The organism is Roseibium algicola, assembly GCF_001999245.1.
Taxonomy (GTDB): domain Bacteria; phylum Pseudomonadota; class Alphaproteobacteria; order Rhizobiales; family Stappiaceae; genus Roseibium; species Roseibium algicola.
This window is the reverse complement of the sequence record NZ_CP019630.1, coordinates 5,718,226-5,738,238: the sequence shown is the minus strand read 5'-3', so window position 1 is coordinate 5,738,238 and position 20,013 is coordinate 5,718,226. Positions and strand designations below refer to the sequence as shown.

20 protein-coding genes are annotated in these 20,013 nt (G+C 55.5%); 13 read left to right on the top strand and 7 right to left on the bottom strand.

Translation table 11 applies throughout. The features are described 5' to 3' along the window. Positions 1–240: 240 nt before the first annotated feature. From guaA to B0E33_RS31040, 3 genes are all read left to right on the top strand, one after another. Positions 241–1,812 carry a glutamine-hydrolyzing GMP synthase gene (guaA, locus tag B0E33_RS26625; protein ID WP_077292877.1) on the top strand — a complete coding sequence of 524 codons (1,572 nt, stop codon included), beginning with the start codon at positions 241–243 and terminating at the stop codon, positions 1,810–1,812. Positions 1,813–2,105: 293 nt separating this feature from the next. Further along, a complete protein-coding gene (locus B0E33_RS26620) occupies positions 2,106–2,828 on the top strand; it encodes a class I SAM-dependent methyltransferase (RefSeq protein ID WP_031268507.1) in 723 nt (240 codons plus the stop codon). A 114-nt stretch (positions 2,829–2,942) separates the two neighbouring features. Continuing rightward, positions 2,943–3,464, top strand: coding sequence for a hypothetical protein (locus B0E33_RS31040; RefSeq protein WP_156912491.1), 522 nt, complete (start codon positions 2,943–2,945; stop codon positions 3,462–3,464). A 23-nt stretch (positions 3,465–3,487) separates the two neighbouring features. Here the strand turns inward: B0E33_RS31040 and B0E33_RS26610 are convergent, their stop codons facing one another. Both B0E33_RS26610 and B0E33_RS26605 read right to left on the bottom strand, forming a co-directional pair. Continuing rightward, positions 3,488–3,823, bottom strand: a complete 336-nt coding sequence (locus B0E33_RS26610; protein WP_022998666.1) for a TraR/DksA family transcriptional regulator — start codon at positions 3,821–3,823, stop codon at positions 3,488–3,490. A gap of 87 nt (positions 3,824–3,910) precedes the next feature. Next, positions 3,911–4,924: a zinc-binding alcohol dehydrogenase family protein gene (locus tag B0E33_RS26605; protein WP_077292875.1), complete on the bottom strand. Its 1,014-nt coding sequence runs from the start codon at positions 4,922–4,924 to the stop codon at positions 3,911–3,913. Positions 4,925–5,030: 106 nt separating this feature from the next. Between B0E33_RS26605 and B0E33_RS26600 the strand changes: the two genes are divergently transcribed. Beyond that, positions 5,031–5,435 (top strand): winged helix-turn-helix transcriptional regulator, encoded by a 405-nt coding sequence (locus tag B0E33_RS26600; RefSeq protein ID WP_022998664.1) that lies wholly within the window; start codon positions 5,031–5,033, stop codon positions 5,433–5,435. 128 nt (positions 5,436–5,563) lie between these two features. Next, positions 5,564–5,941, top strand: coding sequence for a hypothetical protein (locus tag B0E33_RS26595; RefSeq protein ID WP_077292874.1), 378 nt, complete (start codon positions 5,564–5,566; stop codon positions 5,939–5,941). 12 nt (positions 5,942–5,953) lie between these two features. Here B0E33_RS26595 and B0E33_RS26590 read toward each other — a convergent pair whose 3' ends face one another. Next, positions 5,954–6,589, bottom strand: coding sequence for a MarC family protein (locus tag B0E33_RS26590; RefSeq protein ID WP_022998662.1), 636 nt, complete (start codon positions 6,587–6,589; stop codon positions 5,954–5,956). Positions 6,590–6,815: 226 nt separating this feature from the next. Here B0E33_RS26590 and gyrA point away from each other — a divergent pair, with 226 nt between their 5' ends. After that, positions 6,816–9,623, top strand: a complete 2,808-nt coding sequence (gene gyrA, locus B0E33_RS26585; RefSeq protein ID WP_077292873.1) for a DNA gyrase subunit A — start codon at positions 6,816–6,818, stop codon at positions 9,621–9,623. A gap of 94 nt (positions 9,624–9,717) precedes the next feature. On the opposite strand, the gene B0E33_RS26580 is transcribed toward gyrA, so the two are convergent. Next, a complete protein-coding gene (locus B0E33_RS26580; protein WP_208997717.1) occupies positions 9,718–10,035 on the bottom strand; it encodes a hypothetical protein in 318 nt (105 codons plus the stop codon). Between the two features lie 264 nt (positions 10,036–10,299). Here B0E33_RS26580 and coaD point away from each other — a divergent pair, with 264 nt between their 5' ends. The 5 genes from coaD to tgt all read left to right on the top strand — a co-directional run bounded on the left by coaD (position 10,300) and on the right by tgt (position 14,336). Further along, a complete protein-coding gene (coaD, locus tag B0E33_RS26575; RefSeq protein WP_022998659.1) occupies positions 10,300–10,806 on the top strand; it encodes a pantetheine-phosphate adenylyltransferase in 507 nt (168 codons plus the stop codon). A gap of 40 nt (positions 10,807–10,846) precedes the next feature. Further along, positions 10,847–11,386, top strand: coding sequence for a peptidylprolyl isomerase (locus B0E33_RS26570; protein WP_208997716.1), 540 nt, complete (start codon positions 10,847–10,849; stop codon positions 11,384–11,386). A gap of 53 nt (positions 11,387–11,439) precedes the next feature. After that, positions 11,440–11,904: a peptidylprolyl isomerase gene (locus B0E33_RS26565; RefSeq protein ID WP_208997921.1), complete on the top strand. Its 465-nt coding sequence runs from the start codon at positions 11,440–11,442 to the stop codon at positions 11,902–11,904. 194 nt (positions 11,905–12,098) lie between these two features. Next, positions 12,099–13,172 (top strand): tRNA preQ1(34) S-adenosylmethionine ribosyltransferase-isomerase QueA, encoded by a 1,074-nt coding sequence (gene queA / locus B0E33_RS26560; RefSeq protein ID WP_077292870.1) that lies wholly within the window; start codon positions 12,099–12,101, stop codon positions 13,170–13,172. A gap of 9 nt (positions 13,173–13,181) precedes the next feature. Further along, a complete protein-coding gene (gene tgt, locus B0E33_RS26555; RefSeq protein ID WP_077292869.1) occupies positions 13,182–14,336 on the top strand; it encodes a tRNA guanosine(34) transglycosylase Tgt in 1,155 nt (384 codons plus the stop codon). 36 nt (positions 14,337–14,372) lie between these two features. Here tgt and B0E33_RS26550 read toward each other — a convergent pair whose 3' ends face one another. The 3 genes from B0E33_RS26550 to galU form a co-directional block, all read right to left on the bottom strand. Next, the gene (locus tag B0E33_RS26550) at positions 14,373–14,807 is read right to left on the bottom strand and encodes a DUF4864 domain-containing protein (protein ID WP_022998654.1); all 435 of its coding nucleotides are present in this window, start codon (positions 14,805–14,807) and stop codon (positions 14,373–14,375) included. A gap of 185 nt (positions 14,808–14,992) precedes the next feature. Continuing rightward, positions 14,993–16,297: a nucleotide sugar dehydrogenase gene (locus B0E33_RS26545; RefSeq protein WP_077292868.1), complete on the bottom strand. Its 1,305-nt coding sequence runs from the start codon at positions 16,295–16,297 to the stop codon at positions 14,993–14,995. A 112-nt stretch (positions 16,298–16,409) separates the two neighbouring features. Further along, complete coding sequence (gene galU, locus B0E33_RS26540; RefSeq protein ID WP_022998652.1) at positions 16,410–17,303, bottom strand: UTP--glucose-1-phosphate uridylyltransferase GalU; 894 nt, start codon at positions 17,301–17,303, stop codon at positions 16,410–16,412. Between the two features lie 393 nt (positions 17,304–17,696). Between galU and kdsA the strand changes: the two genes are divergently transcribed. Together kdsA and eno are read left to right on the top strand one after the other, a co-directional pair. Further along, entirely contained in the window at positions 17,697–18,545 is an 849-nt protein-coding gene (gene kdsA, locus B0E33_RS26535; protein ID WP_077292867.1) for a 3-deoxy-8-phosphooctulonate synthase, read from the top strand. Positions 18,546–18,686: 141 nt separating this feature from the next. Then, the gene (gene eno / locus B0E33_RS26530; protein ID WP_031268504.1) at positions 18,687–19,961 is read left to right on the top strand and encodes a phosphopyruvate hydratase; all 1,275 of its coding nucleotides are present in this window, start codon (positions 18,687–18,689) and stop codon (positions 19,959–19,961) included. The last annotated feature ends 52 nt before the right edge of the window (positions 19,962–20,013 follow it).

Sequence of the window (20,013 nt, the reverse complement as noted above, 5' to 3'; positions counted from 1 at the left end):
CCAGCAGCTTGTCTCACCGGAGACGAAGCACGGGGGCTTATGGTTAACCTAAGGAGCAGGCGCGCGCCGGTCAAAAGCGAATTTCAGCCGTACACAGCTTGTCCGCCGGAAACATTTGCCTGCCAAAGTTACGACACAAGAAAGCCGCGGAACCGGAGTTGGCGGCAAAATCTTGTGCGGGACAGCATCGGCTGTGAAATTCGGGTTCATTTTACTCAAAAGACCGGTTAGAAGCTGGCCATGACCCAGCATCAGCGCCTTCTTATCATCGACTTCGGCTCCCAGGTCACGCAGCTCATCGCGCGGCGCCTGCGCGAGTTAAATGTCTACTGCGAAATCCATCCATATCAGAATGTTACCGACGCCTTTTTGAGCGAGTTTTCGCCCAAGGCGGTAATTTTCTCAGGTGGGCCGGATTCGGTTACGCGAGCCGGTTCACCGCGTCCGCCGGAAAGTGTCTACACAATGGGCGTTCCGATCCTGGGGATCTGTTACGGCCAACAGGTGATGATTCGGCAGTTGGGCGGACAGGTTGACGGTGGCAAGATTTCCGGCGGTGGCGGCACGGCCGAGTTTGGCAGAGCATTCGTGACACCTGTCGAGAACAAACTGTCGATCCTGGATGGATGGTTTGCCGACGGGAAAGAACAGGTCTGGATGAGCCATGGCGACCATGTCAGCCGGATCGCACCGGGCTTTGAGGTCTTCGGCACATCGCCAAACGCTCCCTACGCGATTACCGCGGACAAGGAGAGAAACTTCTACGCCGTACAGTTTCACCCGGAAGTGCACCACACGCCGAACGGCAAGAAACTGTATGAGAATTTCGTCCGACTTGCCGGCTTCACCGGTGACTGGACCATGGGAGCCTACAAGGACGACGCCATTGCGCGCATCCGCGAGCAGGTCGGTGACAAGAGGGTCATTTGTGGTCTCTCCGGTGGTGTCGACAGCTCCGTTGCTGCTGTGTTGATCCATGAGGCGATCGGGGATCAGCTCACATGTGTCTTCGTGGACCACGGATTGTTGCGCCTGAACGAGGCGGAAGAAGTGGTGTCCATGTTCAGGGATAACTACAACATTCCCTTGATCCATGCGGATGAGAGCGAACTGTTCCTGGGAGAGCTGGACGGTGTTTCCGACCCGGAAACCAAACGCAAGATCATCGGAAAACTGTTCATCGACGTTTTCCAGAAACATGCGAATGAGATTGAGGGCGCTGAGTTTCTCGCTCAAGGTACGCTCTATCCGGACGTGATTGAGAGCGTCAGCTTCTCCGGAGGTCCGTCGGTCACCATCAAGTCGCATCATAATGTCGGCGGGTTGCCGGAAAAGATGGGACTGAAGCTGGTCGAGCCGCTGCGTGAGCTCTTCAAGGACGAGGTGAGGGCGCTTGGCCGTGAACTCGGCCTTCCCGAGAAGTTCATCGGCCGCCACCCCTTCCCGGGACCTGGACTTGCCATTCGTTGTCCAGGTGAAATCACCCGCGAGAAACTTGAAATTCTTCGAAAGGCTGATGCGGTTTATATCGACCAGATCCGTAAGCACGGTCTCTATGACGATATCTGGCAGGCTTTCGTTGCCATCCTTCCAGTGCGAACGGTTGGTGTCATGGGCGATGGCCGCACATATGACTACGCCTGCGCGTTGAGAGCCGTGACGTCTGTCGACGGCATGACTGCCGACTATTTCCCCTTCACGCATGATTTCCTGGGTGAGACGGCAACCCGTATCATTAATGAGGTACAGGGCATCAACCGCGTAACCTATGACATTACGTCAAAACCACCCGGCACTATTGAGTGGGAATAAGCAAGGCTTTGGATCACTTGGACCCGACGTCGCTTGGCGGGTCTTGACGTGTGCGGACCGAAATATCGCAGGTAACTCTGCGAACGCAGGAATGTGATTGCACGAACGATTGTCGAGCCTGCATGCATTGGCGAAAGGTCAATGATTGTGCTCGTGCATTTGCTTTTGTTTATAGCGCCTCGATGCTGTGTGCGAACTGCAATTTGCTTCGATTAACTGAATATTTGCAGGCGCTCATATAAACAGTCCTCAAACTGTTGCTCTGTCAGTTGCTTTGCCGAATAAAGATGGGAATGATTGAAGTGAGTAAATTAACTAAAATTATTTCTGGATATGAAAATGACGGCTTCAGTCTCGGCAAAGCAGCTAGAAAAAAGAGAATTAAGTATTTTTGTGAATTGATAGAGAGTAAATTTTCTGAGAAGGGCCGTGTAAAAATACTAGATATTGGCGGGACTGTTCAATATTGGAACATCATCGACAAAGATTTTCTGGATCGCAACAACGTACAGATTACCCTTTTAAATCTCCCGGGATCTCAAGCCTTTGAGGCAGACGGGAGATTTGATTTTTTGACAGGTAACGCCACAGAAGACATCTGGAGTTACCTGGACCCGCAGGACTATGACCTGATCCATTCAAATTCGGTAATCGAGCATGTTGGCGACTGGGCGCAAATGAAGCGGTTTGCGTCAAATATCCGGGATTTCCACGGCGGTTATTTTGTCCAGACACCAAATTTCTGGTTCCCCATTGAGCCGCATTGCATGACGCTCTTTTTCCATTGGCTGCCGAAGCCTTTAAGGGTCTGGCTTGTTGCTCACTTTTCCTTGGGGCATTGGGCAAAGGGTGCCAATACCGATGAGGCCGTCGAAATCGTCGAAAGTGCGCGCCTGCTGAGCAAGTCCATGTTCAAGGCGCTTTTCGATGATGCGCTCGTCAAGCAGGAAAAATTCCTGTTTTTGACCAAGTCCTTCATGGCTGTCAGAGTTGACGGGGAAGAAGTCTCTTCTTGAAAAGAGACTGGATTGCTCAACTTAATAGATTTGAATAACCGACAGGCTTTCGAAAGATCTCAAAACGAGCTTTCGAAATTGGTGGCTCAGCGCCTTGTTGAGATTTGAGCGTGAATGAATACACCACGGCATCCGGACCTGACACCAGACTGTGCTTCTTGTGCAGCCCTTTGCTGTGTTGTCTTTGCATTTGACCAATCCGAGTCCTTTGGTATCGACAAGGCAGCAGGCGAGGTTTGCCCGAACCTGGATAGCTGCGGACGTTGTGCTATCTTCGATGACAGGTCGCGTCTCGGATTCAGTGGATGCATTACCTATGATTGTCACGGTGCAGGACAACGTGTGACGCAGGAAGTGTTTCACGGGCACACATGGCGGGAAGATCCCGGACTTACGGAACGGATGGGTGAGGCGCTTTCCATCCTACGGCAAATTCATGAGAAACTGCTGCTCCTGGCAGCGGCTGAAAAACTTCCGCTTGGTATCGGGGAACGACAAGCAATAGTCGAACTGCAGATGCAGCTTGCTCCGCAGTCAGACTGGACGGAATCTCGGCTGAAGGCGTTCCCGCTGGTTGAGATTTCACGAAAAGTGTCGGATTTCCTGACAGGCTTGCGTCGACATTTCGAGCGATAGACCTGAGAGCGAAATGTGTGCCCTTATCTTGCGCATTTGATACAGAATGCTGCGGCCGGGTCCACCTGTAGCCGTTTCACGGAAATCTCTTCACCGCACTCCACGCAGTCACCGTATTCGCCAGCTTCCAACCTTGATAAGGCCGCGTCGATTTTCTGGATTGTCGCCCGGCGCTGCCGTTCGGCTGCCTGTGCCATCGCTTGTCCTTGAAGCGCGTCCATACGCGACAATCGACCGACTGATTGTTGATCTAGCTCCACCGTGGCGCGGGCTTCCCCGGACAATTCGCTCAATGTTTCAAGTTCGGACTTGAGCGACAAGAGCTTGATCCGAATGTCTTCAACGTTGTGTTCCGCCATCTCCAAGCCTCCAGCGAAAGCATGAAGACGGCGGCCAGGATGTGCAAGAGGAGGCAAGTGTCACCTGTTAAACGGCATCACTTGAACCTAAAATCCGGCAAGAACGATCTTCCCAATGGTTTTGTTGCTTTCAATCTTCTGATGCGCCAGGCGCAGATTATCTGCATTGATGGGTTCAATCACTTCCGTCAATGTGGTCTTGAGCTTGCCTGCATCAACAAGGTCAGCGACGTTGTTCAACAGCTTGCGTTGCTCATCCATATCGGTCGTCTGGTACATGGAACGGGTAAACATCATCTCCCAGTGGATCGATATCGCCTTCAGTTTGAAGGGCCCAATGCTGACGTTGTCGGGATCGTCGATGAGCAGAAAACGGCCCTGTGGCGCGATCAATTCTGCAATATCGTTCACGTGTTGCTCTGTGTGCGTTGTCGAGAAAACATAGCCGGGGGCTTCCAGTCCCAGAGCTTCGATCTGAGGCGCCATCGGTTCTGAATGATCGAGAACATGATGCGCACCAAGTTCACTCACCCAGGAACGGCTCTCCGGTCTTGAAGCAGTTGCGATAATCGTCATGTTCGTCAATTGGCGGGCAAGTTGAACCGCAATGGAACCGACGCCTCCCGAACCGCCAATGATCAGGAGAGTGTTCGAACCAGCCGGAACCGGATCCTTCACCTTCAGCCGGTCGAACAGGGCTTCCCAGGCGGTGATTGCCGTCAAGGGCATTGCTGCTGCCTCGGCAAAACTCAGGCTCGTGGGTTTGCGGCCCACAATGCGTTCATCAATGAGATGGTACTCCGAGTTGGTTCCGTCCCTGGTGATGTCGCCGGCATAATAGACCTCATCGCCCACCTTGTAGCTGGCAACGTCAGGACCCACTTCGGCGACGATCCCGGCCGCATCGTATCCAAGGACGACTGGCGCGCCGTTTTGCGAAGCTCGGGATTGCCGCACCTTGGTGTCGACTGGGTTGACCGCAACAGCCTTGACCTCAACGAGAAGATCCTTTCCGGAAGGCGCCGGCCTTGGTAGGTCGAGATCAGTCAACGACTTTGGGTCATCAATAGGAAGTGGTTCAAAAAATCCGATGGCACGCATGCTGTGTTCTCCTGATTTGCGTACCAATCAAATTGATCATAAAATTGTTTGGCGCAAGAATGCACAATTCTAGCCGTTACTCACAAAAATGAACCTTAGGCACAAAATGGATACCGTTAGAAAATCAGGACCCAAGCTTGTCAAGGACGTTTATGGCTGTCATCCCGGCTGTGCCGTCGAAGCAGCGCTCAGTTTGATCGACGGCAAGTGGAAAGGCGTCATTCTGTTCCTGTTGATGGAAAAAGAAGTCATGCGCTTCAACGAGTTCCAGAAAGCGCTTCCGGACATCACACAACGGATCTTGACCGCTCAACTCCGTAGTATGGAGGCTGACGGGTTGATCGTGAGGACCGTCTATCCTGTTGTTCCGCCGAAGGTTGAATATCAACTGACCGACCTTGGCGTGTCGCTGGAGCCGGTGGTGAAGGCCCTTGCACGCTGGGGGAACGAAAACAAGACGCTCTGGCCAAAAGGGTTTAAACGGGACAGCCACCTTCAGCAGGCAGGCTGACGTTTTTCCAGGCAGATGAGTTTCGTTTGTCGCTCGCAAACCATTGAGCCTCCTGACGCATTCGTGACTTTGTCAATCCGCGGCCCGTTGCGAGGATGCTCCCGCGAAATCCAAGGGAGAAATGCGTCATGAACCTAAGATGTTCGACAGCGCTTGCGGTGTTGCTCCTGTCCTCAGTGTTCGGAGCCTGCTCAGCACGGGCAGGTGAGGTCGAGATTGTCTCGGCAAAAGCAACCGGATCTGCAGGCACATGGACCTTCGCAGTAACTCTCAGGCATGACGATACGGGTTGGGACCACTACGCCGACCTCTGGCAGGTCTTTACGCCAGACGGAGAATTGTTAGGCGAGAGAGTGCTCCTTCACCCCCATGTCGACGAGCAACCCTTCACGCGATCCCAATCGGGCATCACGATCCCAGAGGGCGTGTCACAGGTCATCATCCGGGCACGAGACACGGTGCACGGTGTTTCGCCACAAGAATACAAGTTGAACCTGGACCGTTAAGCGTTGCCTCAGTCAGGTGCGGATAAAGGCCAAAATGCCATCCGCAACGAATTGTACGGATAGAGCTGCCAACAGCACGCCGAGAAGACGGGTGATAACCAGCTGTGCGGTTTCTCCCAGGAGCCGTTCAATCTTGTCAGCCAAGAGAAAGGCACCCATGCAACTCAGCAGGATGATCGCGATGACGCCGCCGAGGCCTGCATAGGCGAGGGTATCCGGAGCCTGACTGGACAACAGGATGATCGCGGAGATTGCCGCAGGTCCCGAAATAAGCGGTATCGCCAAAGGAAAGATGGCGAGTTCATTGATCGTTCCATGATGCGCTTCCGATTCCATCGCCTTTTCGGCGGTTTCGGTTTTACGCGCCTGGCGCTTGCCGAAAATCATCTCGATCGCGATCAGGAACAACAGGATGCCTCCGGCGACCCTGAAAGCGGAAACGGAGATGCCGAGTACATTCAGCACCGTCTGTCCGGACGCGTAAAAAACAAGGAGTATGGCCGCCGCCGTAATGGTTGCCCGAATGGCGACCTTGCGCCTGTCGTGCTTGCTCATTCCAGCCGTGATTGCAAGAAACATCGGGGCCAGGCCGACCGGATCAATGGTGACAAATAGGGTCGCGAAGGCGTTGATGTAGTAGTCGAGCATGGCGATTCCCGGACCGGTTTTTAAGGCGCTTTTGTCGCCTTACTATAGAGCTTTGCGATGTGGTGGCATGTTCTCAAGCCAAATGATTTTTGCCCCCTGTGTATACTCCTCGTAAGGCATTGAAAATAAACCTCTATTACTTAGGTGGAAAAGCACCGAGAATTTGGAGCGGCGTCTTGAATCGGATATAAAAGAGCAAGCAATAACAATGAAATGAGTGTCTTCCTTGGCTGACCAGGACAATAGCACGCCCACTGACGGTCTCCCGTCCGATATCAAACCGGTCTCCATCGTCGATGAAATGAAGCGCAGCTATCTCGATTACGCGATGAGCGTGATCGTGTCGCGTGCGCTGCCTGACGTCCGCGACGGCCTCAAACCGGTTCACCGGCGCATTCTCTACTCGATGCACGAAAACGGCTACGAGTGGAACAAGCCCTATCGCAAGTCGGCCCGCGTGGTCGGTGACGTCATGGGTAAGTATCACCCGCATGGCGACAGCGCGATTTACGATGCGCTGGTGCGCATGGCGCAGAATTTCTCGCTGCGACTGCCGTTGATTGATGGGCAGGGTAACTTCGGCTCCATCGACGGCGATCCAGCAGCGGCCATGCGCTACACTGAGTGCCGTCTTGAAAAGGTCGCCCACAAACTGCTGGACGATATCGACAAGGAGACGGTCGACTTTCAGGAAAACTACGATAACTCCGAGAGTGAGCCCGTCGTCCTTCCTGCCAAGTTCCCGAACCTCCTCGTCAACGGTGCCGGCGGTATCGCAGTCGGCATGGCAACCAACATTCCGCCGCACAACCTGGGCGAAGTGATCGATGCCGCCATTGCCGTGATGGAAAATCCGGCGATGTCACTCGAAGAACTGATGCAGATCGTTCCAGGCCCGGATTTCCCAACGGGTGGCATGATCCTCGGTCGGTCGGGTATCCGTAGTGCCTATGAAACGGCCCGCGGTTCGATCGTCATGCGGGCGAAAGTCGACGTCGAGGAAGTGCGCAAGGACCGGACGGCACTGATCGTCACGGAAATTCCGTATCAGGTCAACAAATCGACGATGATCGAGAAGATTGCCGAACTGGTGCGCGACAAGCGTATCGAGGGCATCTCGGACATCCGTGACGAGAGCGACCGCTCGGGCATGCGGGTCGTGATCGAGCTGAAGCGCGATGCGGTTCCGGACGTGATCCTGAACCAGCTCTACCGTTTCAGTCAGTTGCAGACATCGTTCGGTGCCAACATCGTTGCTCTGAACGGCGGCAAGCCGGAGCAGATGAACCTCTCCGACATGCTGCGCGCCTTCGTCTCCTTCCGCGAGGAGGTGATCCAGCGACGCACCCGCTACCTGCTGAAGAAAGCCCGTGACCGTGCCCACATCTTGGTGGGCCTGGGCATCGCTGTTGCCAACATCGATGAAGTCATCAAGCTCATCCGCAGCGCACCGGACCCGGCAACGGCGAGAGCGCAGCTGATGGAGCGCAACTGGCCGGCAAAGGATGTTGAATCGCTCATTCTTCTGATCGACGATCCGCGCCACATGGTGCAGGACGACGGCACCTACAAACTGTCAGAAGAACAGGCACGAGCCATTCTCGATCTGCGTCTGCAGCGCCTGACGGCGATGGGCCGCGATGAAATCGAGGAAGAACTCAACAAGATCGGTGCGGAAATTTCCGACTATCTCGACATCCTGCGCTCCCGGGCCAGGATCCAGGAGATCGTTCGCAACGAAATGCTTGAGATCAAGGAAGAATTTGCAACTCCGCGCCGAACCGAAATCATCGAAGGCGGGGCAGATTTCGACGAAGAAGACCTGATCCAGCGCGAAGACATGGTCGTTACCGTGTCTCACGGTGGCTACATCAAGCGCGTGCCGCTGGCGACCTACCGTGCACAACGACGCGGAGGCAAGGGCCGGTCCGGCATGGCAACCAAGGACGAGGATTTCGTCACCAGGCTGTTCGTCGCCAATACCCACACGCCGGTTCTGTTCTTCTCCTCGCGCGGCATCTGTTACAAAATGAAGGTGTGGCGTCTTCCACTCGGCGGACCGACCTCGCGCGGAAAGGCATTGATCAACCTGCTACCTCTCGAACAGGGCGAACAGATCACCTCGATCCTGCCATTGCCAGAAGACGAGGACAGCTGGGCAAACCTGGATGTTATGTTCGCGACCATTCGTGGCACCATCCGCCGCAACAAACTGTCCGATTTCGTCAACATCAACCGCAACGGCAAGATTGCCATGAAGCTGGAAGACGGTGACGGCATTGTCGGCGTCGACACCTGTTCTGAACATGACGATGTGATGCTGACGACCAACTTCGGTCAGTGTATCCGCTTCCCCGTAACGGATGTTCGTGTCTTCGCTGGTCGTAATTCTGTCGGGGTACGCGGAATTCGTCTGGCCGATGAGGATCGTGTGATCTCCATGCAGATCCTGCACCACATCGATGTGACGGCAGAAGAGCGCGCCGCTTACCTGAAGCTTTCCCGTGCAATGCGTGGTGAAGCAGATGAGAACGGTAACGGTGCAGATGAAGAGGGCGTAGTTGCAGGCGATCTGCCTCAGGAACGTTACGCTCAGATGAGTGCAGCCGAGCAGATCATCCTGACCATCTCTGAAAACGGCTACGGCAAGCGGACGTCTTCGTTCGAGTACCGGGTCACCGGCCGAGGCGGCAAAGGCATCACGGCCATGGCCGTCAACAGCCGGAATGGCGGTCTGATCTCTTCTTTCCCTGTCGAAGACAGCCACCAGATCATGCTGGTGACGGATGGTGGCCAGTTGATCCGCTGTCCGGTGGACGGTATCCGCATCGCCGGACGTGCGACCCAGGGCGTGATCGTCTTCAAGACGGCAGCCGATGAAAAAGTCGTTGCGGTCGAAGGGATCTCCGAAGTCGATGAAGACGACGTCCTCGAAGACGCCCTGGAAGGAGAAGCTGAGGGTTCAGCTGAACCGGGTGAGAATGACGCCGGGAACGATTCCGCCGAAGGAGATGAAACGCCTCCGGAAGCCTGATCTCTGATTGGCTAGACCTGAAAACGACAACAGCGGCCAGGGTGGAACCTGAGCCGCTGTTTGCCGTTACGGGGAGGGAGGTTTGAGACGAAGCTCAGTTGGCCACGGGGTAACGGGCCAGAATTGTTTCATTTACGGTGGGTGCCGTTTTTTCGACGGTGACAAAGGACACGTTGCGTACACGGTTCGCACCGGTCAGTGCCGCTGCACAGTCTTCGCTCCAGGCGCCCCAAGCTTGTGTTTCACATGTTTTTGATGCCGGAATTTGCACAGCGCGGTCGGACTTGGTGGAAGCAAGTCCCTGCGTTGCCAGGCTGGTTAGACCTTCTGCCTGCGACGCTTTGCTCGGGTGCATGCTCATCATGCCTGCGGCAATCATCGTCAACAACGCCAGAACGAAAATAGCGGCCATCTTGAATTGTCCAGCCGGATCGATTGCCTTTGACTGAAAGGCGAAAGGACGTACCGCGATAGCCGTTGCGGTCCGGTCGATTGTAGTATTGCTCCTCATGATGCTGGCTCCTGCTCACGCCAATTGATTTCGATGGAGCCACTTTGACCTAGGTTTGCAAAGAGAGTTGTGACGGTCATCACACAATGTCAGTTACTGGCAAAAGACGCGTTCATGCCTGCGTTCTACTTGTTAGGCCGGTGCAGGCAGAGTAAGGAAGGTGCCATGAATCGTATTGCGCTTTATCCTGGATCCTTCGATCCCGTCACCAATGGCCACATGGATATATTGCGTCAGTCGCTTGCGCTGGCGGACAAGGTGGTGGTTGCCATCGGCATTCACCCCGGCAAGTCTCCCCTGTTTTCCTTCGAGGAACGGGTCGAATTGATCCATGCTTCGGCTCGTTCGGAATTCACTCCGGAGGAAGCTGAACGGATTGATGTCATCGCCTTCGACAATCTGGTCATCGAAACGGCACGCCAGCAAAACGCCGCTTACCTGGTTCGCGGTCTGCGGGACGGCACGGATCTTGACTACGAGATGCAGATGGCGGGCATGAACGGCACGCTGGAACCGGACATTCGTACGGTATTTCTTCCGGCTTCTCCGAACGTGCGCCACATCACGGCCACCTTGGTACGTCAAATCGCGAAGATGGGCGGAGAAATCTCCGCTTTTGTGCCGGAGCCGGTTGCCGAACCATTGAGATCGCGCGCGAAACCCGGCGCGTAATTCAAAGCCAAGCTCTAGACCTGAACCTTAGGAGTCTCCAGTGTCGCGCTTTTTTGCAATTTTTGCCGTTCTGGCTTCACTTCTGATCCTGCCTTCGGCCGCCAGTGCCCAAGGCACCGATCCGGAAAACACAATTTATCTCGATTTGAAGGACGGACGCGTCGTCATACAGCTTCGTCCGGACCTTGCTCCGGCTCACGTTGAGCGGATCAAGAAGCTTTCCCGCGAAGGTTTTTACGACGGTATCGTCTTCCATCGCGTCATCGACGGCTTCATGGCCCAGACCGGTGACCCGACGGGCACCGGCACGGGCCGTTCCAACGAACCTAACCTGAAGGCTGAGTTTTCCAACGCACCGTTCAAGCGTGGCACGCTCGGCATGGCACGTTCCACTAGCCCGGACAGCGCCAATTCCCAGTTTTTCATCATGTTCGGCGATGGCGACTGGCTGAATGGCCAGTACACCGTATTCGGTGAAGTCGTCGATGGTATGGAATTCGTCGACAACATCACCCGCGGCGAACCGCCGGCAAATCCGGACAAGATCATCAAGATGCAGGTCGCCTCGGACGCACAATAACGTTCACGAGACTACAATTTCGAAAATACCCAAGGAGATACTCGATGGCTGAAATCAAAGACGCCGAAAACACCCTTCTCATGGAAACCAGCCAGGGACCGGTTGTTATCGAACTGAAGCCGGACCTCGCGCCGACGCATGTCGCACGCATCAAGGAACTGGTCCGCGAAGGTTTTTACGACGGCATCGTGTTTCACCGCGTAATCGACGGCTTCATGGCACAGACCGGCTGCCCGCAGGGGACTGGCACTGGTGGTTCCGGCAAGAAATTGAAAGCGGAATTCAGCAATGAGAAGCACGTGCGCGGCACCTGCTCCATGGCTCGCGCAATGGACCCGAACTCCGGTGACAGCCAGTTCTTCATTTGCTTTACCGATGCACCCTGGCTCGACGGTCAGTACACCGTCTGGGGTGAAGTGGTCGAAGGCATGGACAATGTCGACAAGATCAAGCGTGGCGAACCGGTTTCCAATCCGGACAATATCGTCTCCTTGAAAGTGGCGGCCGACGCGGCCTGAACCACCTGAAAGTGGCTTTAACGATGCAGCGCGGATCAGTCATCCGCGCTGTTTTGTTTTGGATGTACCGTCAGACGGTTGACCTGCTCCGCCGTCGCCAGTAAGAGCCGCTGACTGAAAGTCCGGTTGCCGCTCTGGTATGGAATGGCGCCGCACCCCGAAACCTTCCAGAGATCCGTCAGTAGCAAATCACCATGCGCGTCGACCAATTCGACTTTGTTCTTCCCAACGAGCGGATCGCCTTGCGCCCGGCTCGGCCACGTGATTCCGCTCGCATGCTTGTCGTTAAACCAGGTGCTGAACCTGAACTGTCCGACACGGGTGTTCGCGAATTGCCGCTGTTGCTGGAGCCCGGTGATGCGCTGGTCTTCAACGATACCAAGGTGATACCCGCACAGCTTGAAGGAACACGTCTGCGAGGAGACATTACCGCGGGCATCGGGGCGACGCTGCACATGCGCACCGGGCCGGACCGCTGGAAGGCCTTCGTCCGGCCGGCAAAGAAGTTGCAGGTTGGCGATACTGTCCTTTTCGAAGGGTTCGGTACACGGCTAACGGCGGAAGTGACCGAAAAGGGCGACAGCGGTGAAGTACTGCTGACTTTCGACCGGTCCGGACCTGATCTCGACATTGCAATCGCATCCGTTGGACACATACCCTTGCCACCGTATATTGCGCAAAAGCGTGGCGAAGACGACCAGGATCGCAAGGACTATCAGACGATATTTGCCGAAAAGGACGGTGCCGTTGCCGCACCGACTGCGGGTCTTCATTTTACGCCTGAACTGCTGAAGGCATTGAGCGAGCGCGGTATCGAACAGCACCGCGTAACACTGCATGTCGGAGCCGGCACCTTTCTGCCGGTAAAGGCGGAAGACACCGCAGATCACAAGATGCACGCAGAATGGGGCGAAATCTCCGAAGAGACCGCTGCCGCACTTCTGGCCGTCAAGGCAAGGGGAAACAAGGTTGTCAGCGTCGGCACGACATCCCTGCGGATCCTTGAAAGCTCCGCCCAGGCAAGTGGCGCCATAGCCGCCTTTGCGGGTGAAACCTCGATCTTCATCACGCCCGGCTATCGCTTCAAGGCGATCGACGCGTTGATGACCAACTTCCATCTACCGCGTTCTACATTGTTCATGCTGGTGTCGGCTCTTTCGGGTCTGGACACGATGCGGCGTGCCTATGCACACGCTATTTCTCAGGAATACCGTTTTTACAGCTATGGCGACGCTTCCTTGCTTTTACCGCAGGAAGGCGCTGTCTGAGGACCAATCATGACCGAAAAAACCGGCAAGACCTTCAGCTTCAAGCTGATCACCACGGACGGCGCGGCGCGGCGCGGCGAAATCACGACGCCCCACGGTGTCGTGCGCACTCCCGCTTTCATGCCGGTTGGCACTCAGGCAACTGTGAAGGCGATGTACCCGGAGCAGGTGCGTGAAACCGGTGCAGACGTGGTTCTCGGCAATACCTATCACCTGATGCTTCGCCCGACTGCTGAACGGGTCGCCAGACTTGGCGGACTGCACACCTTCATGAACTGGCCTCACACGATCCTGACCGACAGTGGCGGGTTCCAGGTGATGTCGCTGGCTCAGTTGCGGAAGCTGGATGAAGATGGTGTGCGTTTCCAAAGCCACATTGACGGTCAGAAGTACCATCTCACACCGGAACGTTCAGTCGAGATACAGGGTCTCCTCGGGTCAGATATACAGATGCAGCTGGACGAGTGCATCAAGTTGCCGAGCCCCCGTGAAGAAGTCCAAAGAGCTATGGAGCTGTCTCTCAGATGGGCAGAACGCTCTCGCAACCAGTTCGAAGTCATGGGTGGACCAGGGAAAGGACAGGGGCTTTACGGTATCGTTCAGGGTGGCGATCAACCCGACCTTCGTATTCGCTCGGCAGAAGAACTCGGCAAAATGCCGTTTGAAGGCTATTCGGTTGGCGGTCTGGCCGTTGGTGAACCTCAGAACGTCATGCTGAGCATGCTCGACATCACGACGCCAGTTATGCCGGTGGACAAGCCACGTTACCTGATGGGCGTTGGGACACCGGACGATCTTCTGGAAAGCGTGAAGCGCGGGATTGATCAGTTCGATTGCGTGATGCCGACCCGCGCAGGACGTCACGGTCTCGCCTATACGCGCTATGGCAAGGTCAACCTCAAGAATGCCCGTCACCAGGACGACCCACGCCCGCTGGACGAGGCGAGCACCTGTCCCGCGTCTAGCGTCTACAGCAGAGCCTATCTGCACCATCTGGTGCGAGCTGGCGAAGGACTGGCCGGCATGCTGCTCACCTGGAACAACATCGCCTACTATCAGTACCTGATGCAGGGCATGCGCGACGCGATTGACGCCGGGTCTTTCGAAGACTTCTACGCAAAGACCAAGGAAGACTGGGCGCGCGGCGATATTGCCGCGCTGTAACCCGGCACACTCAATCCAGGTTCAGGCTGAAACTGACTAGGCGGAAAATCCATCCGCTTTGGTCAGATAGCACCCGGAAATCTTCCAACTGCCGTCATCCTGTTGCTCGAAACTGTAGAGAGCTAACCAGTTTTGACCATTTGGACCGGTTACATAGACCTCTTGCGTTGGCCCGAGCTTGGTCATTTTTGACCGGCCGAACGTCACGCTTTGAGGCTTGTAAACTGGCTGGTAGCCTTGCCGCACCATTTCCATGAAGAACTCTGGTGTTTGAAACCGCTGTTGCAAGGAACTGGTTGCGAACGAGAAGGCAGCCTGGGCATTACCCGTCGCAAACGCACTCATCTGATTTTTGATGATCTTGTGAAAGGCGCTGCTATCGAGGCCTTCTTCGGCGCGGACAGACCCTGTAGCCAGCAACGCGCTGACGCCGGCCACCGCCACCATCTTCCAGAAACGAGCATGAGCCATGTTCGGTGTCTCCTTTCCTGAAACCCGAATAGTATACGGCTCGAAACCCTTTTCAGATTGCTAAAATACGAGCAAACCCTTGCGGCAATTCCCGGCAGTTTGATCCGTTTTTCAGCAGTCCTTGAACTGCGAATTCTCGTCACGCGTACCGCGGCACAACAAAACCGTGAAATAGTCCTGTAAAATCAAAGGCGCCAGAGCTGGATTCCCTCCGGACAAGTGGAGCGATCCAAAAGCGCCGGTATATCAGCGACCAGGCCGCGTTGATCTTTCAGGACGTCTTTCAGGACCTGCCAACCGCTTCCATCTTGGAAAAAATGCCGATGGGGGACCGCAAGCACGGCAACATCCGCAGCATCAAGGTCCTCTTGCCGGGTGAGGGTGATTCCATATTCGGCCGCAACCTCATCGGGATGTGCAAGTGGATCACAGACCTGAACACGCGCCCCAAACTTTTCCAGCTCCCTGATGAGATCAACGACCTTGGAATTACGGGTATCAGGCACATTCGCCTTGTAGGTGATGCCGAGAACGACAACTTTCGGAGGCATGGGCATGCCAAGCTTTACGCTTTCCTGGATGATCTTGCCTGCAATAAACGCCGGCATTGCCTCGTTGGTACCGCGACCTGCCAGAATAACCTGAGGTGTCATGCCGATCTCGTGTGCCTTGTGGGTCAGGTAATAGGGATCGACACCGATGCAGTGCCCCCCGACCAGTCCCGGCTGGAACGGCAGGAAGTTCCATTTGGTCGAAGACCCCTTCAACACGTCCCGGGTATCGATGCCCATCTGGTGGAATAGCATCGCCAGTTCGTTCATGAGAGCAATATTGAGATCGCGTTGTGTGTTCTCAATCACCTTCGCCGCTTCCGCTACGCGGATCGACGGAGCAAGGTGAATACCAGCCGTGACAACCGCTCCATAGAGCGTATTGAGCGTTTCGGCTGTTTCCGGGCTGGAACCCGAAACGATTTTGGTGATGTCCGCAAAGCCTCGCTCGGTATCGCCGGGATTTATGCGCTCTGGCGAATAACCGACGGCAAAATCCCTGTTGAAGAGCAGCCCCGATTCCGTCTCGAGGACGGGAACTGCGATCTCTTCGGTTGCCCCCGGATACACGGTAGATTCAAAGACAACGATGGCCCCTGGTTTCAGATTGCGACCGACGGTTGCTGCTGCGTTTCTGAAAGGCGAAAGGTCAGGTCGTTTGGCGTGATCGACAGGTGTCGGCACGGCCACGATCAAGATATCCCTATCGCTCAGATCCTTTTCGTTGTTGGAAAATACCAGCGTTTCCTGCTGCAAATCTGCGTCATCGACAGACGACGTGCTGTCCTGACCGCTGCGCAACTCGTTCAACCGGTTTTCGTTGATATCGAACCCGAGAACGTCAAAACCCTTCGCAGCGAAGGCCACCGCCACGGGCAGACCGACATAACCCAGACCGATAACCGCGATCTTGGTGGAGTGAATGGAATTGTCGTGCATGAGGCATCCGGGATTGGAGCAAACGGAAAGGGCCGGGTCTTGCGCAAGACCCGGCCCACTCCTAAAGGCTTCTGGCGAACCTTTTCAAGTCCGCAGTGAAAACGATCGCAAATTATTCGGCGGCCAGGGGTTTGCGAATGATCTCTTCCATGAACGGAACCAGTTCCCGAGCAAGTTTCGGATCGTCCATGCCGAATGCGATATTGGCGCTCAGGAAGCCGGCCTTGTTACCGCAGTCGTAGCTCCGACCTTCGAACTTGAGCGACGCGAAGTGCTGTTCCTTCATCAAGGCCAGCATGCTGTCGGTCAACTGGATCTCGCCACCTGCACCTTTGCCCTGGTTGGACAGGAGATCGAAGATTTCCGGCTGTAGAATGTAGCGGCCGGTGATCATCAAATTGGAAGGTGCCGTACCGGGGGCAGGCTTTTCGACCATGTTTGAGATCTTGTGCGCATTTGCACCGAGTTCTCCGTCGAGTTCCACAATGCCGTACTGATCTGTCTGGTCTTCGGGAACTTCTTCCACGGCGATGATGTTGCCACCCGTATTTTGATAGAGGTCTACCATCTGCTTGAGACAGCTGACCTGAGACTTGATGATCACGTCCGGCAACAGAATGGCGAAGGGCTCGTTGCCGATAATATCGCGTGCGCACCAGATAGCGTGGCCGAGGCCAAGCGGGGCCTGCTGACGGGTGAAGGAAGTGGCACCCGGAACCGGGCGGTGCTTTTCAAGCAGTTCCAGAGCAGCAGTCTTGTTTCTCGCCTTGAGGGTATCTTCCAGCTCATAGGCCATATCGAAATGGTCTTCGATAACCTGTTTGTTTCGCCCGGTGACGAAAACGATATGTTCGATACCTGCGGCCCGTGCTTCATCCACCACATACTGGATGATCGGACGGTCAACGATCGTCAGCATTTCCTTCGGTACTGCCTTGGTCGCGGGCAGAAACCGAGTGCCAAGACCTGCCACGGGCAGGATCGCTTTGCGAATGGGCTTGTTCATGTCAGGCCTTCCGATGGTCTACAAATACGAACTCAATCTTCTTTTACCCACTAATAGTCACATGAGCCGTCGAATACACGTTCTAAACTCAGATCGTCCGCGGGCGCGACGTTGCAGTTAGCCCAAGTGGCAATTAGCCGGACCCTCAGGTCTATGACCGGTTGCAAGCTTGTGCACTGCAATACTAACGCAATAACTTCGACAAAGTGATCATTTTATGTCGGGGTGAGACTACACACTTTTAAATCGATTTAAGACCTGTCCGCTTTCCGCCATAGCGATGTTGCGGGCAGGCAAAAAGAACGCTATGGAACTCCGCAAGTTCCAAGATCGGACTTGTTTCCTGAACGAGTTGCCGCGCTCAAACGGCAACCGCATGGCATAAGGTGGAAAATGACCGAGGCAAACCGCGTAGTTTCCGTTGGCAATGTAACCTTCAGCAATGATGCGCCTTTCAGTCTCATTGCCGGCCCGTGCCAGCTTGAAAGCCGCGAACACGCACTGGAATGCGCAGCCGCGATCAAGGAAATTACGGATCGTCTCGGTATCGGCGTCATTTACAAGACTTCATACGATAAGGCCAACCGGACATCTCTCGCAGGAAAACGGGGTGTTGGCATGGAAGAAGCCATGCCGATCTTTGCCGAAGTGAAGGAAAAATTCGGCATGCCTGTCTTGACCGATGTGCATAGCCCCGAGCAATGCGCACCGGTTGCGGAAGTTGTCGATGTCCTGCAGATCCCGGCATTCCTCTGCCGCCAGACGGACTTGCTTGTGGCTGCCGCAAAGACCGGCCGCGTGGTCAACATCAAGAAAGGCCAGTTCCTGGCGCCCTGGGACATGAAAAATGTTCTGGGGAAAGTGACCGGTTCGGGCAATGCCAATGTCATGTTGACCGAACGCGGCGCCAGCTTCGGCTACAACACGCTTGTTACCGATATGCGTTCGCTGCCGATCATGGCACAGACCGGTGCGCCGGTCATTTTTGATGCAACACATTCCGTGCAGCAACCGGGCGGGCAGGGTGCTTCCACCGGCGGTGACCGGACAATGGTACCTGTTCTTGCGCGTGCTGCAGTGGCCGTGGGTGTTGCAGGTCTCTTCATCGAAACGCACCCTGATCCGGACAACGCCCCGTCAGATGGTCCGAATATGGTGCCGCTCGACCAACTCGAAGCGTTGCTGGCCCAGTTGAAGGCACTGGACAACGTCGTCAAGGCACCGGCAACCGCTGCAGAATAGTCAATTTCAGCCGCACCTCGTGTGCGGCTTTCCTTTGAGGGGCAAGAGCTCCGGAAAAACGCCGGTACTCCGGCTTCCAAACGGCCGGATATTCTCCGGCAGACCGCCAATTCAGGTGCATGCGACAAGGGAGTTCTTTCCATGACCGCCATTATCGATGTTATCGGCCGTCAGATCTTTGACAGCCGTGGTAACCCGACCGTTGAAGTCGACGTTTTCCTGGAGGACGGCTCCTTCGGCCGGGCAGCCGTTCCGTCCGGAGCTTCCACCGGTGCACACGAAGCTGTCGAACTGCGCGATGGCGGTGACCGCTTCATGGGCAAGGGTGTCCAGAATGCAGTTGATGCCGTGAACGGCGAAATCTTCGAGACCGTTGGCGGTCTGGACGCTGAAGATCAGCTTCAGATCGACCAGGCCATGATCGATCTCGACGGTACACACAACAAGTCGCGTCTTGGCGCCAACTCCATACTGGGCGTATCGCTCGCGGTTGCCCGCGCCGCTGCCCAGGCGTCCGGTCTGCCGCTCTACCGCTATGTCGGCGGCACGTCTGCGCGCACGCTTCCGGTTCCCATGATGAACATCATCAATGGCGGCGCGCATGCCGACAATCCGATCGATTTCCAGGAATTCATGATCATGCCGGTTGGCGCTGAGTCCCTTGGCGATGCTGTGCGCATGGGTTCTGAAATTTTCCACACCTTGAAAAAGGCACTGAACGCAGCCGGTCACAACACCAATGTTGGCGACGAAGGCGGCTTTGCTCCCAATCTGGAATCGACCGACGCAGCTATCGGCTTCGTCATGAAGGCGATCGAAACCGCCGGCTACAAGCCAGGCGAAGATGTCTTCCTGGCATTGGACGCGGCATCGACCGAGTTCTTCAAGGACGGCAAATATGTGTTGGAAGGCGAAGGCAAGACGCTGGCTCCTGAGGAAATGGCAAAATATCTCGCCGACCTCGTTTCCCGCTACCCGATCATCTCGATCGAAGACGGTCTGGCAGAAGACGATTGGGACGGTTGGAAAGCGACGACCGACCTTATCGGCAACAAGTGCCAACTGGTCGGCGACGACCTGTTCGTCACCAATTCCGAGCGTCTGCGCAAGGGTATCGACCTCGGCGTTGCCAACTCGATCCTGATCAAGGTCAACCAGATCGGTACGCTGTCCGAAACGTTGGACGCCGTCGAAACCGCACACAAGGCTGCCTACACTGCTGTGATGTCCCACCGCTCGGGCGAGACAGAGGACAGCACCATTGCTGACCTCGCGGTTGCCACCAACTGCGGCCAGATCAAAACCGGTTCGCTTGCACGGTCTGACCGGCTCGCAAAGTACAACCAGCTCATCCGTATCGAGGAAGAACTGGGTGCACAGGCGGTTTATGCAGGCCGTTCCATACTGCGCGGCTGATCTTATCAGGTCATCAAAATCAGAAAAGCCCCGCATTCGTGCGGGGCTTTTT

Bases quoted from the DNA above. Each gene is read 5' to 3' on its own strand.
- guaA (WP_077292877.1), top strand. From the start codon at position 241: ATGACCCAGCATCAGCGCCTTCTTATCATCGACTTCGGCTCCCAGGTC.
- B0E33_RS26620 (WP_031268507.1), top strand. From the start codon at position 2,106: ATGATTGAAGTGAGTAAATTAACTAAAATTATTTCTGGATATGAAAAT.
- B0E33_RS31040 (WP_156912491.1), top strand. From the start codon at position 2,943: ATGAATACACCACGGCATCCGGACCTGACACCAGACTGTGCTTCTTGT.
- B0E33_RS26610 (WP_022998666.1), bottom strand. From the start codon at position 3,823: ATGGCGGAACACAACGTTGAAGACATTCGGATCAAGCTCTTGTCGCTC.
- B0E33_RS26605 (WP_077292875.1), bottom strand. From the start codon at position 4,924: ATGCGTGCCATCGGATTTTTTGAACCACTTCCTATTGATGACCCAAAG.
- B0E33_RS26600 (WP_022998664.1), top strand. From the start codon at position 5,031: ATGGATACCGTTAGAAAATCAGGACCCAAGCTTGTCAAGGACGTTTAT.
- B0E33_RS26595 (WP_077292874.1), top strand. From the start codon at position 5,564: ATGAACCTAAGATGTTCGACAGCGCTTGCGGTGTTGCTCCTGTCCTCA.
- B0E33_RS26590 (WP_022998662.1), bottom strand. From the start codon at position 6,589: ATGCTCGACTACTACATCAACGCCTTCGCGACCCTATTTGTCACCATT.
- B0E33_RS26580 (WP_208997717.1), bottom strand. From the start codon at position 10,035: ATGGCCGCTATTTTCGTTCTGGCGTTGTTGACGATGATTGCCGCAGGC.
- coaD (WP_022998659.1), top strand. From the start codon at position 10,300: ATGAATCGTATTGCGCTTTATCCTGGATCCTTCGATCCCGTCACCAAT.
- queA (WP_077292870.1), top strand. From the start codon at position 12,099: ATGCGCGTCGACCAATTCGACTTTGTTCTTCCCAACGAGCGGATCGCC.
- tgt (WP_077292869.1), top strand. From the start codon at position 13,182: ATGACCGAAAAAACCGGCAAGACCTTCAGCTTCAAGCTGATCACCACG.
- B0E33_RS26550 (WP_022998654.1), bottom strand. From the start codon at position 14,807: ATGGCTCATGCTCGTTTCTGGAAGATGGTGGCGGTGGCCGGCGTCAGC.
- B0E33_RS26545 (WP_077292868.1), bottom strand. From the start codon at position 16,297: ATGCACGACAATTCCATTCACTCCACCAAGATCGCGGTTATCGGTCTG.
- galU (WP_022998652.1), bottom strand. From the start codon at position 17,303: ATGAACAAGCCCATTCGCAAAGCGATCCTGCCCGTGGCAGGTCTTGGC.
- kdsA (WP_077292867.1), top strand. From the start codon at position 17,697: ATGACCGAGGCAAACCGCGTAGTTTCCGTTGGCAATGTAACCTTCAGC.
- eno (WP_031268504.1), top strand. From the start codon at position 18,687: ATGACCGCCATTATCGATGTTATCGGCCGTCAGATCTTTGACAGCCGT.